The 12,526-nt window shown below is 71.7% G+C and carries 14 protein-coding genes; 7 read left to right on the top strand and 7 right to left on the bottom strand.

All coding sequences use genetic code 11. The features are described from left to right. Positions 1 to 3: 3 nt before the first annotated feature. Positions 4 to 1,557, bottom strand: a complete 1,554-nt coding sequence (locus QSK39_RS39220; protein ID WP_285482896.1) for a GDSL-type esterase/lipase family protein — start codon at positions 1,555 to 1,557, stop codon at positions 4 to 6. Between the two features lie 241 nt (positions 1,558 to 1,798). Here QSK39_RS39220 and QSK39_RS39215 point away from each other — a divergent pair, with 241 nt between their 5' ends. The 3 genes from QSK39_RS39215 to QSK39_RS39205 all read left to right on the top strand — a co-directional run bounded on the left by QSK39_RS39215 (position 1,799) and on the right by QSK39_RS39205 (position 4,435). After that, a complete protein-coding gene (locus QSK39_RS39215) occupies positions 1,799 to 3,043 on the top strand; it encodes a sensor histidine kinase (RefSeq protein ID WP_285482895.1) in 1,245 nt (414 codons plus the stop codon). Further along, positions 3,040 to 3,654 (top strand): response regulator transcription factor, encoded by a 615-nt coding sequence (locus tag QSK39_RS39210; protein ID WP_285482894.1) that lies wholly within the window; start codon positions 3,040 to 3,042, stop codon positions 3,652 to 3,654. Before QSK39_RS39215 ends, QSK39_RS39210 begins: the two co-directional genes overlap by 4 nt. A 337-nt stretch (positions 3,655 to 3,991) precedes the next feature. Then, complete coding sequence (locus QSK39_RS39205) at positions 3,992 to 4,435, top strand: hypothetical protein (RefSeq protein WP_285482893.1); 444 nt, start codon at positions 3,992 to 3,994, stop codon at positions 4,433 to 4,435. A gap of 52 nt (positions 4,436 to 4,487) precedes the next feature. Here QSK39_RS39205 and QSK39_RS39200 read toward each other — a convergent pair whose 3' ends face one another. Beyond that, positions 4,488 to 4,859, bottom strand: coding sequence for a DUF742 domain-containing protein (locus QSK39_RS39200; protein WP_285482892.1), 372 nt, complete (start codon positions 4,857 to 4,859; stop codon positions 4,488 to 4,490). A gap of 104 nt (positions 4,860 to 4,963) precedes the next feature. Beyond that, the gene (locus QSK39_RS39195; RefSeq protein ID WP_285482891.1) at positions 4,964 to 5,128 is read right to left on the bottom strand and encodes a hypothetical protein; all 165 of its coding nucleotides are present in this window, start codon (positions 5,126 to 5,128) and stop codon (positions 4,964 to 4,966) included. A gap of 154 nt (positions 5,129 to 5,282) precedes the next feature. Between QSK39_RS39195 and QSK39_RS39190 the strand changes: the two genes are divergently transcribed. After that, positions 5,283 to 6,299 (top strand): DUF3592 domain-containing protein, encoded by a 1,017-nt coding sequence (locus QSK39_RS39190; protein ID WP_285482890.1) that lies wholly within the window; start codon positions 5,283 to 5,285, stop codon positions 6,297 to 6,299. A gap of 26 nt (positions 6,300 to 6,325) precedes the next feature. Here the strand turns inward: QSK39_RS39190 and QSK39_RS39185 are convergent, their stop codons facing one another. After that, the gene (locus tag QSK39_RS39185) at positions 6,326 to 6,784 is read right to left on the bottom strand and encodes a peptidase inhibitor family I36 protein (RefSeq protein ID WP_285482889.1); all 459 of its coding nucleotides are present in this window, start codon (positions 6,782 to 6,784) and stop codon (positions 6,326 to 6,328) included. A 375-nt stretch (positions 6,785 to 7,159) separates the two neighbouring features. Beyond that, positions 7,160 to 8,278: an FAD-dependent oxidoreductase gene (locus QSK39_RS39180; RefSeq protein ID WP_285482888.1), complete on the bottom strand. Its 1,119-nt coding sequence runs from the start codon at positions 8,276 to 8,278 to the stop codon at positions 7,160 to 7,162. An 86-nt stretch (positions 8,279 to 8,364) separates the two neighbouring features. On the opposite strand from QSK39_RS39180, the gene QSK39_RS39175 reads away from it, so the two are divergent. Beyond that, positions 8,365 to 9,042 carry a TetR/AcrR family transcriptional regulator gene (locus QSK39_RS39175; protein WP_285482887.1) on the top strand — a complete coding sequence of 226 codons (678 nt, stop codon included), beginning with the start codon at positions 8,365 to 8,367 and terminating at the stop codon, positions 9,040 to 9,042. A gap of 81 nt (positions 9,043 to 9,123) precedes the next feature. Beyond that, positions 9,124 to 9,372, top strand: coding sequence for an Atu4866 domain-containing protein (locus QSK39_RS39170; protein ID WP_285482886.1), 249 nt, complete (start codon positions 9,124 to 9,126; stop codon positions 9,370 to 9,372). 26 nt (positions 9,373 to 9,398) lie between these two features. Here QSK39_RS39170 and QSK39_RS39165 read toward each other — a convergent pair whose 3' ends face one another. Continuing rightward, on the bottom strand, positions 9,399 to 10,121 hold the full coding sequence (locus QSK39_RS39165; protein ID WP_285482885.1) for an AraC family transcriptional regulator: 723 nt from the start codon (positions 10,119 to 10,121) through the stop codon (positions 9,399 to 9,401). A 76-nt stretch (positions 10,122 to 10,197) separates the two neighbouring features. On the opposite strand from QSK39_RS39165, the gene QSK39_RS39160 reads away from it, so the two are divergent. Continuing rightward, positions 10,198 to 11,451 (top strand): MFS transporter, encoded by a 1,254-nt coding sequence (locus QSK39_RS39160; RefSeq protein WP_285482884.1) that lies wholly within the window; start codon positions 10,198 to 10,200, stop codon positions 11,449 to 11,451. Between the two features lie 33 nt (positions 11,452 to 11,484). Here the strand turns inward: QSK39_RS39160 and QSK39_RS39155 are convergent, their stop codons facing one another. Beyond that, positions 11,485 to 12,504 carry a Rieske (2Fe-2S) protein gene (locus QSK39_RS39155; RefSeq protein WP_285482883.1) on the bottom strand — a complete coding sequence of 340 codons (1,020 nt, stop codon included), beginning with the start codon at positions 12,502 to 12,504 and terminating at the stop codon, positions 11,485 to 11,487. Between the last annotated feature and the right edge of the window lie 22 nt (positions 12,505 to 12,526).

Below are 12,526 nucleotides of genomic sequence, written 5' to 3'. Positions count from 1 at the left end.
AGGTCATCCCTTCGGCTCGGGTGATTCCGCGGCGGCGCGTTGCCGGGCGAGCAGGCCGCGAAGTCGTGGAGTGCCCTGGGCCGCACGCGAAAGGTTCGGTGCCGTCCGGGTCAGGTGGGTGCCGGCATCGGCCGGATCCGGTTTCCGTTCGGAGCTCTCCGCACCGGTGGCGTGTTTGTCGGGCGCCGCCGGTGTCAGGTGGTTCTCCCGCTTCGGCGGCACCGCGCTCCGAGTGAGGGTGACCGGAGTCGTGCCACCCGGTCGCGGCCTCTTGTCTCCGTGCGCGAGGAGCTTTCGCATGGGCACCACCGAGTCGTTCCCGGTGGCCACCGGTTGCTCCGAGGCCGCCGGAGCGGGCTCGGCAGTACCGCCCGCAGGACGTCGCACAACTTTCACCGGATGGCGGCCGACGTTCGACACCTTGTGCGGCGAGGGCCCTCCGTGCCGCGGCTTGGGGGCGTCCACGGAGCGGGCCGGGTCGTCGGGCCGCCGGTCCCCGGAGTCGGGAACCCGGTCCCCGTCCCGGTCGGACACACCATTGTGGACGGTGATGTTCGACGGGTCGGTCAGCTTCCCGTCGCCGGGCTTCGGCGGGGTGATCCAGAGCAGGCGCGCGATGCCGGCGGCGATCGGGTCGGCGATCAGGGACGCGCCCGTCCGGTTGGGCCGGAACTGCTCCCGGGCCGCCTCCTGGCCGGGCTGCTCGTCGAACGCCGAGTCGGCGGTGTAGGCCTCGTGGCCGGCGACCGCCGCGGCGAGGTCGACCAGGGACGCGCAGTGGCAGATCCGCGCGGCGCGCTCGATCGCCTTGTTCAGGTCGTAGCCGAACTTCCGGACGCTGGTCAGGTCGCTCTCGCCGACCGCGCTCGCGGCGTGCGGGTTCCGCGGGTCCGTGGCCAGCGGGTAGTTCGTGAGCACGATCGTGGCGTGCGGTGCCCGGGTGCGGATTCCGGCCAGCACCTGCAGCAGCCGCGCGACCAGTGTCGGCGCCCGGCCGGGGGCCGACGACTTGGCCTGGGCGAGGTACTCCTGGTCCGTCGAGGTCCAGTCCAGCAGCGGACCGAGGTCCCTGATCTCCTTGTCCAGCGCGACGTTCAGCCCGTTCGCGGCGCGCTCGACGTCGGCGATCACGGTGGCCAGGTGCGCGTCGTCGCCGCCGAAGCCCACGAGGACGAGCTGAGCCCCGGGACGGACCTGGTCGCGTTGCGGCGGGTTGACGACGGTGTCGCCCGGTCCTTTCTGCGCTTCGAAGAAGTCCGTGGTCTGCGCGCCGGAAGCCGCGACGACGTTCGCGTCCACCAGCAGCCGGGTGTTGGCGCTCTGCAGCCGGGACAGCGCCTGCAGCGCCGGCGCCCCGGCGGATCGGTGGCGCGGGTCGGCCGGGTCGAGATAGGTGTCGCGGACCCCGTCACCGGCCATGTACGAGTCGCCGATGATGTCGACCGCCACGCTCACCCGCCGGGCGGGCGGCGGATCCGCGGACGCCGCCGGCGTCAGGCCGAACGCGGCACCCAGGGAGACGGCGCCGATCGTCGCGAGGGACAGCAGCCGAGGCATTCTCGTGCATGCCTCGGCGGGGCCGCGCGCCTCGCGCGCAGGAATGAACATCGCTTTTCCTCCTGTGATCGGGAATGCGCAGGGGACTCTCGGGTGACCATGGCCGCGTCCGGCACCGATCTTGGCGGGATCCGCCCGGACCGGTCCATGCCGCACAGATGCGGCATGGACGCGCCGTCGGCGAGGTGCCAAGGTGGATCGCCGGCGCATCCAGCCGAGCAGGACCGGGAGATGCTGAGGGGTGTCATCGACGAAGGCCGAGGCCGAGGCCGAGTTCGCGGGTGCGGCGGGCCTGGATCGGCAGGTGCGGGGGATCGTCGCCGCCGTCGTCGTGCTGTCCCGGCTGGCCACTCTGGCGATGGTCGCGCTGAGCGTCGTCGGCGGCCTGCAGATCCACGCCTACACGCGGGTTCCGCTGGCCACCGTCGTGTACGTCGTTCTGGCCGGCTGGAGCGCGGTGGTGATCACGGTGGTGCTGCGCCGCGCGGCGGTGCCCGGTGCGGTGCTGGTCGCGGACGTCACGGTCACCGTCACCGCCATGGTCGCGCTGCCGCTGGCGGTGGACAACGCGATCCTTTCGAACGTGTCGAATTCCTACCTGGAACCGATCACGGTGAGCGTCGCGGTGGCGGTCGCCCTCATCAGCGGATCGGCCCGGGGCACCGCGGCCGGCTGCACCGCGCTCGCCGTCGCCTACTTCGTGGGACAGCCACCGCTGTCCGACGGCGGCGGGGACATCACCTCGCTGGTCAGCACGATCGGCTGGCAGGTCGGCACCGCCACCTGCTGCTTGGTGTTCATCCAGCGGTTGTGGCGGGCCGTGCACCACGTGGACATCGCCACGGCACAGGTGATCGCGGCACGGGAGAAGCTCGCCGCCCAGCGCGCGCACACCGAGGAACGCGCCCGGCACTTCCGGGAGCAGGTCCGCCGCTACCGTGCCCTGCACGACGGGCCGTTGCGCGTCCTGACGATGATCGCCGGGCCCGGCCCCGCCGCCCACCCCGACCCCGTGGTGCGCCGGCACTGCGCAGTCAGCGTCACCGCCCTGCGCGGCGCCGCACCCGACGAAACCGGTGGCACCCTCACCGACCTCTCCCTGGCGTTGATGAAAGCCGGCGGCGACAGCGCGGCCCTGGGGTTGCGGGTGGAGTACCACTTCGCCAACCTGCCCGACGATCTCCCCACGACGGTCGTCACCGCTTTGTGCCGGGCCAGCGCGGAAGCGTTGAGCAACGCCGCCGCGCACGCCGGTACCGCCCGCGTCCGTCTCACCGCCATGGCCAGCGGGAACGGCGGGACGTCCGGGCCGGTGGTGACGGTGGCGATCGTCGACCAAGGCAAGGGGTTCGACCCGGCGACCACCCCGCTCGGCTACGGGATCCGGCACTCGATCATCGAGCGGATGACGGAGATCGGCGCGGCGGCGACGGTGGACAGCCACCCCGGTGAAGGCACCCGCATCGACCTGCGATGGCCGGCATGATCCGGATCGCCGTCATCGACAACGACAAACTCGTCCCCGCCGGTCTGCGCGCCCTGCTCGCCGACTCCGCCGACATCACGCTCGTGCACACCGCCACCACCGTCGCCGGCTACCTCGCCACCCAGTCCTCCGGCCCCGATGTCGTCCTGCTCGACCTGCAGCTGGAGGACGGCACCCACCCCGACGCCAACGTCGTCGCCTTGCGCGCCACCGGTGCGGCCGTCCTGGTCATCTCCGTGCACGGCGACCGCCGCCACGTCCGGGCCACCATCCGCGCCGGTGCTTCCGGTTACCTCATCAAGGACGACGATGCCGACAAGCTCACCGACGCCATCCGCACCGTCCACACCGGACACCTGGCGCTGACGACCGAACTCATGACCCTCATCAACGACGACCCGCCCGAGCTGTCCCCGCAAGAACTCCAGGTCCTCTACCTCTACGGCACCGGCAGCACCCTGGCCGCCACGGCCCGCCGCCTCGGCATCGCCATCCCCACGGTCCGCTCCTACCTCGACCGCATCCGCGCCAAGTGGGCCGCGACCGACGAACCCGTTGACGACATCCGCGCCCTGGTCCACGAATACCCCCAACCCGACCCGCCGACCTGAGTCGCGTCGAATTCGCGTCAAGGACCATGGACAGCGCTCACCCGGACCGCCGCGCTGGAGGAGTCCGATGCCGCGCCGGCGGACGAGATCGTGGCCGGCTCGGTCCGGCTCGACTGAAGTCCGCGGTCCCCCGCAGAGCGCGGCGTTGCTGGTCCTCGTCGGCGCGGTACTGGCGTCATCGCGGCCGCGGGGCTGCACACGGGCACACCTGAGGCGACGGCGAAGGGCTACCAACTCTACATCCGTCTCGGCAGCACGCCGATCACCCGCGCGATCGGGTTCGTGCTCAACGCCCTGACGCCTGAGATACTTCCCCGGTGATGCGGGAGAAGCGTCGATGAGTCCTGGTGCGGAAATGGGAATCGTGCTGCTCGCGTTCGGAGCTCTTTCCGTGGCTTCGGTGATCGTCGGGGTCCGTCGGCGGGAGAAGACCGGAGGATTGGGCCGGGTTCCGCCGCCGGATCCGCAGTACGCGTGTCGGATCGTCGCGCTGCGGGACGAGGACTACGACGTCGTCCTGCGCGGCGGGGCCTGGGTCAATGGCGTCAACGTGACGCGGCCCTTGGCCAGCCTGTTGGTCAGCCGTGATCAGGTCGAGCTGCGCGTGTCATCCGTCGTGTCGATCCGGATCGCCCGCGCCGAGGTGACCGGCGTGCGCCGGGTGCGCGGCCCGTTCAGCCGCGGTTTCAAATTCCGCACCGAGTCGGGCCGGCTGGACAAGGTGACCTTGTGGTTCCAGGGCAAGGCCGCGAAACAGCTGGCCGAGCTCGGCTGGTACTGAATCGCCGCCGTACCGCGCCGGGCAGGCTGTGCCTCGACCAGCTCGAACAGAGTCACGTCATCGCGTGAAGACCACGGAGAACCCGCTCCATGAAGTCGATGCTGGGACGATCGCCGGGGGCCGCCCGCGTGGCTTGGATTACCACCAGGCCACGGTCGGCGAGGTCGGAGACCAGGACTCGTGCGACGCCCAGGGGAATTCGTCGATACGCGGCGATTTCCGCGACCGATTGCGAAGAGCGGCACAAGAGGCAGATCGCGGCCTCTTCCCGGGAGCAGGCGTGCTCCGGAGTACGGCCACGCTCGGTTGCCGCGATGAGCGTTTCGACGGGTAGCGTGCGCGTGGGCCGCGTACGTCCATGGGTGCGGAAGTACGGCCGGACAAGATCTGCGGTGTCCGGGTCGAGCCCCAACGCCGGCTCCACATCGGCTCCTCACTCGTACTGTCGTCTGCCGAAAAGTATTTGTCCGTCAGCCGATCGATGGCAATCGACCGAACGGGTAGCGGCGCGCAGCGGCGCCGTGACCGTCAGCTCGGCCGACCGAGCCGGCCGGGAGTGCAGGGTCGCGAGGGATTCGAGACCGGCGCGGCCGAATCCGCCAGGTAGGTGACCCACTGCCACTGGGTGAACTCGTCCCGGCTGCTCCGCGAGCCGGACCGGGCGGCCTCGAGGTCGGGTGCGACTGCGCGCATGGACAGGATGGTCTCCGCGAATTGCGACGAGCTGGCAATTTCGGTGACCGCCGGGCCTGCTCACTTGCACGCCTGGCGCGGCCGTCCGGTTGCCGTGCCGTCCTGTGCCGTTTCTCGCAGCATCGTTGCTGCTCAAGGCTTCTAAGCTCGGCTGATGGACCCCTTCGGCGGTTTCGTCAAGCGGCAGTGGGTGTGGTCCGCCCTCCCGGTGGCCGTGGTGGTCGTCTTCTCCTTTTCTCCGGATGTGGTGGCGGCTTTCGGGCTGGTTCCTGTCGTCGCCGTCCTGCTTGCGGTGGGGTTCGGCGGCGCGGTCTGGCGCCTGCGGGTGTCGGTCCGGAATCGCGCTGCCGCGCGCGAGAACGGTTTCGGGGGCTGGCTGCCGCTGCCGACCGACCACGACCACGACCGCCGGATCGACTTCGCGGCCGAAACCGGGCGGCTGCGCCGGGTGGCGCGTCGCGCGGCGGCGTTCGTCCTCGTGTGGATGGCGCTGGCCGGGGCCGGGGCCGCGGATCTGGTCCTGCTCGACAAGGCCGCCGACGAGCTCCTCGCCACCGGCGCGCGGACCACCGGCGAGGTGGTTTCCGTGCAGAAGTTCACCCGGGGCAGGATGACGTTCGAGGTGCGCTTCGAGTCGCGGACGGCGAAGATCGTCCGCGACTCGAAGCACTCCTACGGCGTCGGCGAGCGGGTCACGGTGGTCTACGACCAGGCCGACCCGGATCGCGTGCGCACCCTGGTGGAAGAGAACAAGAGCCAGTTCCTCGTCAACCTCGGCTACGTCCTGCTCGTGGCCGGCTCGCTCGGGACGCTGTTCGCCGTCTTGGCCGCGGTGGGCTGGTGGGGCCGGGCCCGCACGGTCGCGGCCACCGGGTGGCGGAACGCGACGGTCGACATCGTGCGCGTCTACACCCGCAACGGCCGCTCACCGCGGCGGCCCCCGCCGGAGATCCACGTCCGCTACCGCGAGGGCACCGGCATCGTGCTGAAGGCGGTGTCTTCGACGCACGGGGCCAATGCGCTGGCGGACTTCACCGACCGGCTTGCGTGGGTGGGCGGCTGGGGACGGCACATGGTCGTCCTCTTCCCGAACGGGCCGCGCCGCCCCGGTCCGTACGCGGTTCCGGCTTTTGCGTTGACCCTGCGCACCGAGGGCGGCGGGCGCCGGTGACCGCGGTGCTCGTCCACCGCTTTGCATCACGTCACGAATTTGATGGACTCGTCGAGAAATTTTGCCTGGTACAAATCGCTTTGCTGCCCGTTGGCGGTGAACAGGTCCGAGGTGCTCGTGTAGTTGACGTTGGTGAACACCCGGACGTTGTGGCCGGTGCGGTTTCGCGCCGACCTGGCGTTGTGCCAGACGCACAGGCCGCTGCCGGTTCCGCTGCCACGGAATTCGTAGCATGTCGGCTGGGTCGGGCCGAGATTGGGAATGTTGGCGACGGCGAAGTCGGACACCGCCCCACCGGACACGCCCGTCGGGTAGTAGAACAGGCAGAACTCTCCATCATCGCAGCTACCGTCCCGTGCACCGGTTGCGTGGGCCGTGCCGGCCAGGGGTATCGCCAACGCGACGACGGCGCCGACGATCGCCACCGCCCTGGCCGTGCGCGTACTTGCCGCGACAGCACCGGATTTGCCGACCAAGGACCGCATCTTGCTTCCTCCTTCAGACCTGCGGCATCGGAGCCGCGGGTCGACCATCCACACCACGCTCGGCGTGCCGGGGCCGGTTAGCTGCGGCCTGCGCCACCACCCGGATGGTCGAATCGCTGCCGATTTCGACGGCGTGATCAGACCGCCTCTTCGGCTGCGAGGTGGTGCCGGTGTGTGGCATCGCCCTCCGCTTTTGGCCTTCGACCGCGAGCAACCTGCGTGGGTCGGTGGCTCGGGCCGCTGGATCGTTGTCCTGTTCGCCGGCAGTCGCCGGGGCCCTCGCCGTCCGCGTGCTGTACCCGCGAAGTTCATTGCCGGCCCTCCCGCACGCTCGCAGTAGCCGAGCAGCGGCCAACCGATCGGCGGTGAGGCTGGTCAGCCGCCGGTGACGGCGGTGATCAGGGTGTGGGGTGTGCCCTCGCCCAGCATCACGTAGAGGTCGGGGGCCTCGGCGGCGGCCGCGGCGCTGCGCGTGAACATGGCCTGCTCGTACTCGGCGAGCGCGGTCTCGACGTCGCCGGGGTGGGCGGCGATGGCCTGGCCCAGCTCGGCGCCGTCGTACATGGCCAGGTTGGCGCCTTCGCCGTTGGGGACCGTGAGGTGCGCGGCGTCGCCGAGCAGGGTGACGCCGGGTGTCCGGTCCCACCGGTGCCCGGCGGGCAGGGTGTGGATGGTGCGCAGGACCGGCGCGGTCTCACCGGCGGTGACCAGCGTGGTGAGCTCCGGTGCCCAGCCGTCGAACTCCCGCACGATCCGGGTGGTGGCTGCGTGGGGGTCGGCGAAGTCGATGCCCGCGAACCACTCCGGCGACCGGGCCAGCATCACCCAGGTGTGCAGGTTGCCGTCGCGCTCCCGGTGGGCCAGGATCCCCTTTCCCGGCTCGAGCACCATCATCGCGCCGCCACCGACGAGTTTCGCGCTGGTCGGGTGCCGGTGGTCGCCGTCGAACAGGTGGGTCTCGACGAACCCGATGCCGGTGTACTCGGGTGTCGCGGCGGACAGCAGCGGCCGGACGCGGGACCAGGCGCCGTCCGCGCCGACGAGCAGGCTGGTGGTGGCGGTGGCGCCGTCGGCGAAGGTCACCTCGTGGCGGCCGTCGCCGAGAGCGCGGACGCCGCTGACCTTGTGTCCCCAGTGGACGGTGCCGGCCGGGAGCGAGTCGAGCAGCATCTGCCGCAGCTCACCGCGCTGCACCTCGGGGTTGCCGCCCGTGCCGTCGTCGGGTGCCTCGAACAGGACGTTCCCGTCCCGGTCCAGCAGCCGCATCGCCTGGCGGCCCTCCAGGATTAGGTCGCGGAACTGCGCGGTGAGGCCCGCCGTCTCCAGTGCCGGCTGGCCGTTGTAGTCGCGGATGTCGAGCAGGCCGCCCTGCGTGCGCGCCGACGGCGACGATTCCGCCTCGTAAACCTCGGACGGGATGCCGAAGGTGTGCAGCACGCGGGACAGCACCAGGCCGCCCAGGCCCGCGCCGATGATCGTGACCGGGGTTGTCATGGTTCCTCCGGAGCTTGGTTGGATCGTCACTCCAATCAAGCTAGCACGAGTTTGGAGTGACGATCCAGTCGTGCGATGATGGGACCATGGGCAAGAACACCGCGCCGCGGTCGCCGCGCCGCACGGACAGCCTGTCCCGGGAGCTGATCATCCGGTCCGCGACCGAGCTCCTGGACAGCGGCGGCGAGAGCGCGTTGACGCTGCGCGCGCTCACCGTCCGGCTGAGCACCGGCTACGGCGCGATCTACCACCACGTCGCGGACAAGGGCGACCTGCTCGCGGCCGCCACCGACGACATCATCAGCCGCGTGCTGTCCGGCGCGGCCCTGGATGACGACCCGCGCGAAACCCTGCGCCGCCTCGCTCTCGGGCTGTTCGACGCGGTCGACGCGCATCCCTGGGTCGGGGCCGAGCTGTCCCGGCAGCCGTGGCGGCCCGCGTTGCTGGACTTCTACGAGAGCATCGCGCGGCTGCTGGACGCGCTCGCAGTTCCTGAACGAGCGCGCTTCGACGCGGCCGGCACGCTCATGAACTACGTCCTCGGCGTCGCCGTGCAGAACGCCGCGAACGCCCGGTACCTCGCCGACGCCGAGACGGACCGAGCGTCCTTTCTGGACAACGCCGCCGCGCAGTGGGCGCAGGTGGATCCGGCCCGCTACCCGTTCGTGCACGCGTCGGTGACGCAGCTGCGTGAGCACGATGACCGCGAGCAGTTCCTCGCCGGCTTCGACATCTTCCTCGCCGGCATCGCCACTTTGGCCTAGCGCGGAACTGCCGGCCGGGGGCCGTGAACCTGGGAGAAGCGCACCCTGGTTCGCCGGCGGCGGGTCGGCGACGCTGGACGGATGACCGACGAACACGCTCCTTTCACCGGGATGTGGGTGACCGCCGACGGCCACATCCGCCAGGAACTGCGGCCGGACGGCCGTTATGACGAGGCCCGCGGCAGCCGGAAGAGCGCCTACACCGGCAGGTACACGGTGACCGGCAACCACCTCGACTACGTCGACGACACGGGCTTCACCGCCACCGGCGACATCCGTGACGGCGTGCTCTACCACGAGCACCTGGTCCTCTACCGCGAGGACAGCTGACGCTTCAGGACGCGGGAACGGCAGGTTCAGGCGTTCCGGCCGCCGCGGTAGGTGCCGGGGGTCTGTCCCATCGTGCGGGTGAAGGTGTCGACGAACGCGCTCGTGGTCGCCCAGCCGCAGCGGTGGGCGGTCTGGGTGACCGTGGCACCTTCGGCGAGGTGGATCATTGCGTGGAACACGCGGGTCGTCGTGCGCCACTGCGGGTAGGTGGTGCCGAACTCCAGCCGGAACAACCGGGCGAGGGTGCGTTCGCTCGTGCCGGTGTGCTGGGCGAGCCAGCGCGTGGTCCGGGGCCTGCTCAGGTCGTCGGTGACGAGCCGGCAGGCGTGGGCGAGCCGGGCGTCGCGCGCGGCCGGCAGCGTCAGGGGCCGGTCGTGCGCCCGCCGGAGCCGGTCGCGGAGCACGGCCTGGATCCGTCCGGCCTCCGCGGCGCCGAGATCGGGCTCGGTGCGGGCGATGAGCAGCTCGCGGAGGAACGGGCTCACCGCGATGACCGCGGGTGAGCCGGCGGCCAGCGGCGAGTCCTGGGCGGGGAACATGAGGGTGAGCACGTCCGCGTCGCCGTACACGCGGTGCTCGTGCCACGTGCGGGCGGGGATCCACACGGCACGGTCGGCGGAGGCGACCCAGGCGCCGCGCTCGGTGTGCACCGCGAGCACGCCGCGGGCGACGTACACCAGCTGGTGCTCGTCGTGGCGGTGCCGTTCGATCACCTGACCGGCGAGGTGCAGGTGGCGAGTCTGCGACATGAACAGGCAGATTATCGGAAGCGGGCCACCGGCGCAGGTGTGACGGTGAGGGCATGGCGATCTCACGAGCCGTCCGATGACCTCGGCGCGTCCGGTGAAGCGGTTGCGCCGCTTCGCCGCCGACACCCGGCCGCTGGCCGTTCCCGCGTTCCGCCGGACGGTCGTGGGCCAGGGTGCCGCGGTGATCGGGACGATGGTGACGGAGGTCGCTGTCCCGGTACAGGTCTACGACATCTCGCGGTCGTCGTTCGACGTCGGCCTGGTCGGGCTGGCCGGGCTCGTCCCGATCCTCGTGTTCGGGCTCTACGGCGGCGCCGTCGCCGACGCGGTCGACCGGCGACGGCTCACCCTCGGTTCGTCGGTGCTGACCTGGTCGGTCACGCTCGCGCTGCTGACCCAGGCGCTCGCCGGGCTCCGGTCGGTGCCGCTGCTCCTGGCGTTGGTCGCCGTCCAGGCCGGCGGCTTCGCCGTCTCCTCTTCGGTCCGCGGGGCCATCACACCGGCGCTCGTGCCCGTGGCCCTGGTCCCTGCCGCCAATGCGCTGAGCTATACCGTCTCGACGGTCGGGCAGGTGCTCGGGCCGGTGGTCGCGGGTGTCCTCATCGGACTCCCGGGCGGTTTCGGGTACGCCTACGGCGCCGATGCGGTGTTGTTCACCGCCGCGCTCTACGCCGCGTTCCGCCTGCCTCCGTTGCCGCCGTCGGCGCCGATCGGCCGGCCGGGGTTGCGCGCCGTGGTGGAAGGTCTGCGGTTCCTCGCCGGCCGGAAGGTCCTGCTGACGTCGTTCCTGGTGGACATCGCGGCGATGGTGCTGGCGATGCCGCGTGCGCTGTTCCCCGAAGCCGCCGAAACGCGCTGGCACGGCGGTGCCGGGTTGCTGTATTCGTCGATCGCGCTCGGCGCTGTCGTGGCGGGGGTGTTCAGCGGCTGGATCGGGCGGGTGCGGCGGCAGGGGGTGGCGCTCATCGTCGCCGTCGCGGTGTGGGGGTGCGCGGTCGCGCTGGCCGGTGTCGCCCCGAGCCTGTGGCTCGCGGTCTGCCTGCTCGGCATCGCGGGCGCGGCCGACCTCGTCAGCGCGGTCTACCGGCAGACGATCCTGCAGACGTCCGTGCCCGACCACCTGCGCGGCCGGCTCCAAGGGGTCTTCACGGTGGTCGTGGCCGGCGGTCCGAGCCTGGGCGATCTGCGGGCCGGGGCGCTGGCGGCGGTGCTGCCGCTCACGGTCGCGTGGTCGGCGCCGGCGGTCCTGTGCGCGGTCCTCGTGGTGGTCGGCGGCCTTCTGGCCGGTCCCTTTCGCCGGTACACCGGAGAGTCGCGGGAGGATGCGTAGTGCCTTGAGCCGTGCAGCCACGGCCGGGGCGGATCACGGGGTTCTGCTTGCCCGTAGCGCGTAACGACGCTCGGCGTAGGCGAGGTCGTCGCGCCAGAGCCTGTTCGCCGTGTGGCGCATCAGCGGGCGGATCGCCGGTGCGAGCTTGGCGGCCACCGCGAACCCGGGGCGTTCGGAGGCCGCGATCGTCGCCTCGACGACCGCCGTGCGGGGACGGCCGTCGAGACCGGGGCCGAGTGGCGTCGCGTGCGTCTCGACCACGCTGCCGACGCCTTCGCCCTCGACGATCCGCATGACGACCGTCCGGGGCTCGGGGCAGACGAACTCGGCCAGGACCGGCACGCCCCACCGCCCGGCGAGCCGGAAGGTCACCTCGACCAGGAAACGGTCCTCGTCGTCGGGCACGTCCAAGCCCTTGGGCGCTTCGAGTACGCGAAGGCGTGCGAAGGAGTAGGGGTGGAACCAGGCGCCGTGCCACGGGTCGAGGCGGTTCGCCACGACGTCCTCGGGCTCGCAGACGCCGGTGAGCGTCGCGACCGCGTCGATGCGCACGGCCGAGCCGGGCCGCTCGGGCACCACCGGCCGGTCGGTCGGCTGCTCGCGGCCGAGCGCGTCGAGGCGGGCCCACACGAGCACGCCGTCGTCGTGGGCCGGGACCGGTGACCAGGCGCCGCAGCGTTGGCCGTCGAGCCGCAGGCCGTGCCACCGGCAGAGCAGGTCGCCCCCGTCGATCCGGGCGTCGGCGAGCGGCGCGCCCAGGTGCGGGCAGGCCCCGGGACCGATCCGGACGTCGCCGTCTTCGCCGCGCCAGGCGACGAGCTCGACCCCGCCCACGGTCGTGCCGAAGGGCCGGTCGGCCCGCACCGAGCGGCTGGCCGCGAGGACGAACCAGTTACCGGACGGGCGGGCCGAAGCCCGCTTGCCCGCGGCCTCGATGAGCGCCGGCGGACAGTCCCGGTAGGTCGGTTCCTGGTGCGCCCACCGCGGCTCGCGGAAGGGCTGGACGGGCCATCGCCGAGGCCACAGCCCGGCGACACGCTGGCTGGCGGTCATGGCTCCATCGTCGGGGACCGGC

The sequence above is a fragment of the Amycolatopsis sp. NBRC 101858 genome, from assembly GCF_030269325.1.
Lineage (GTDB): Bacteria > Actinomycetota > Actinomycetes > Mycobacteriales > Pseudonocardiaceae > Amycolatopsis > Amycolatopsis ponsaeliensis.
Note: the sequence above shows the minus strand (reverse complement) of the source record. Positions and strands in the feature narration are given on the sequence as shown.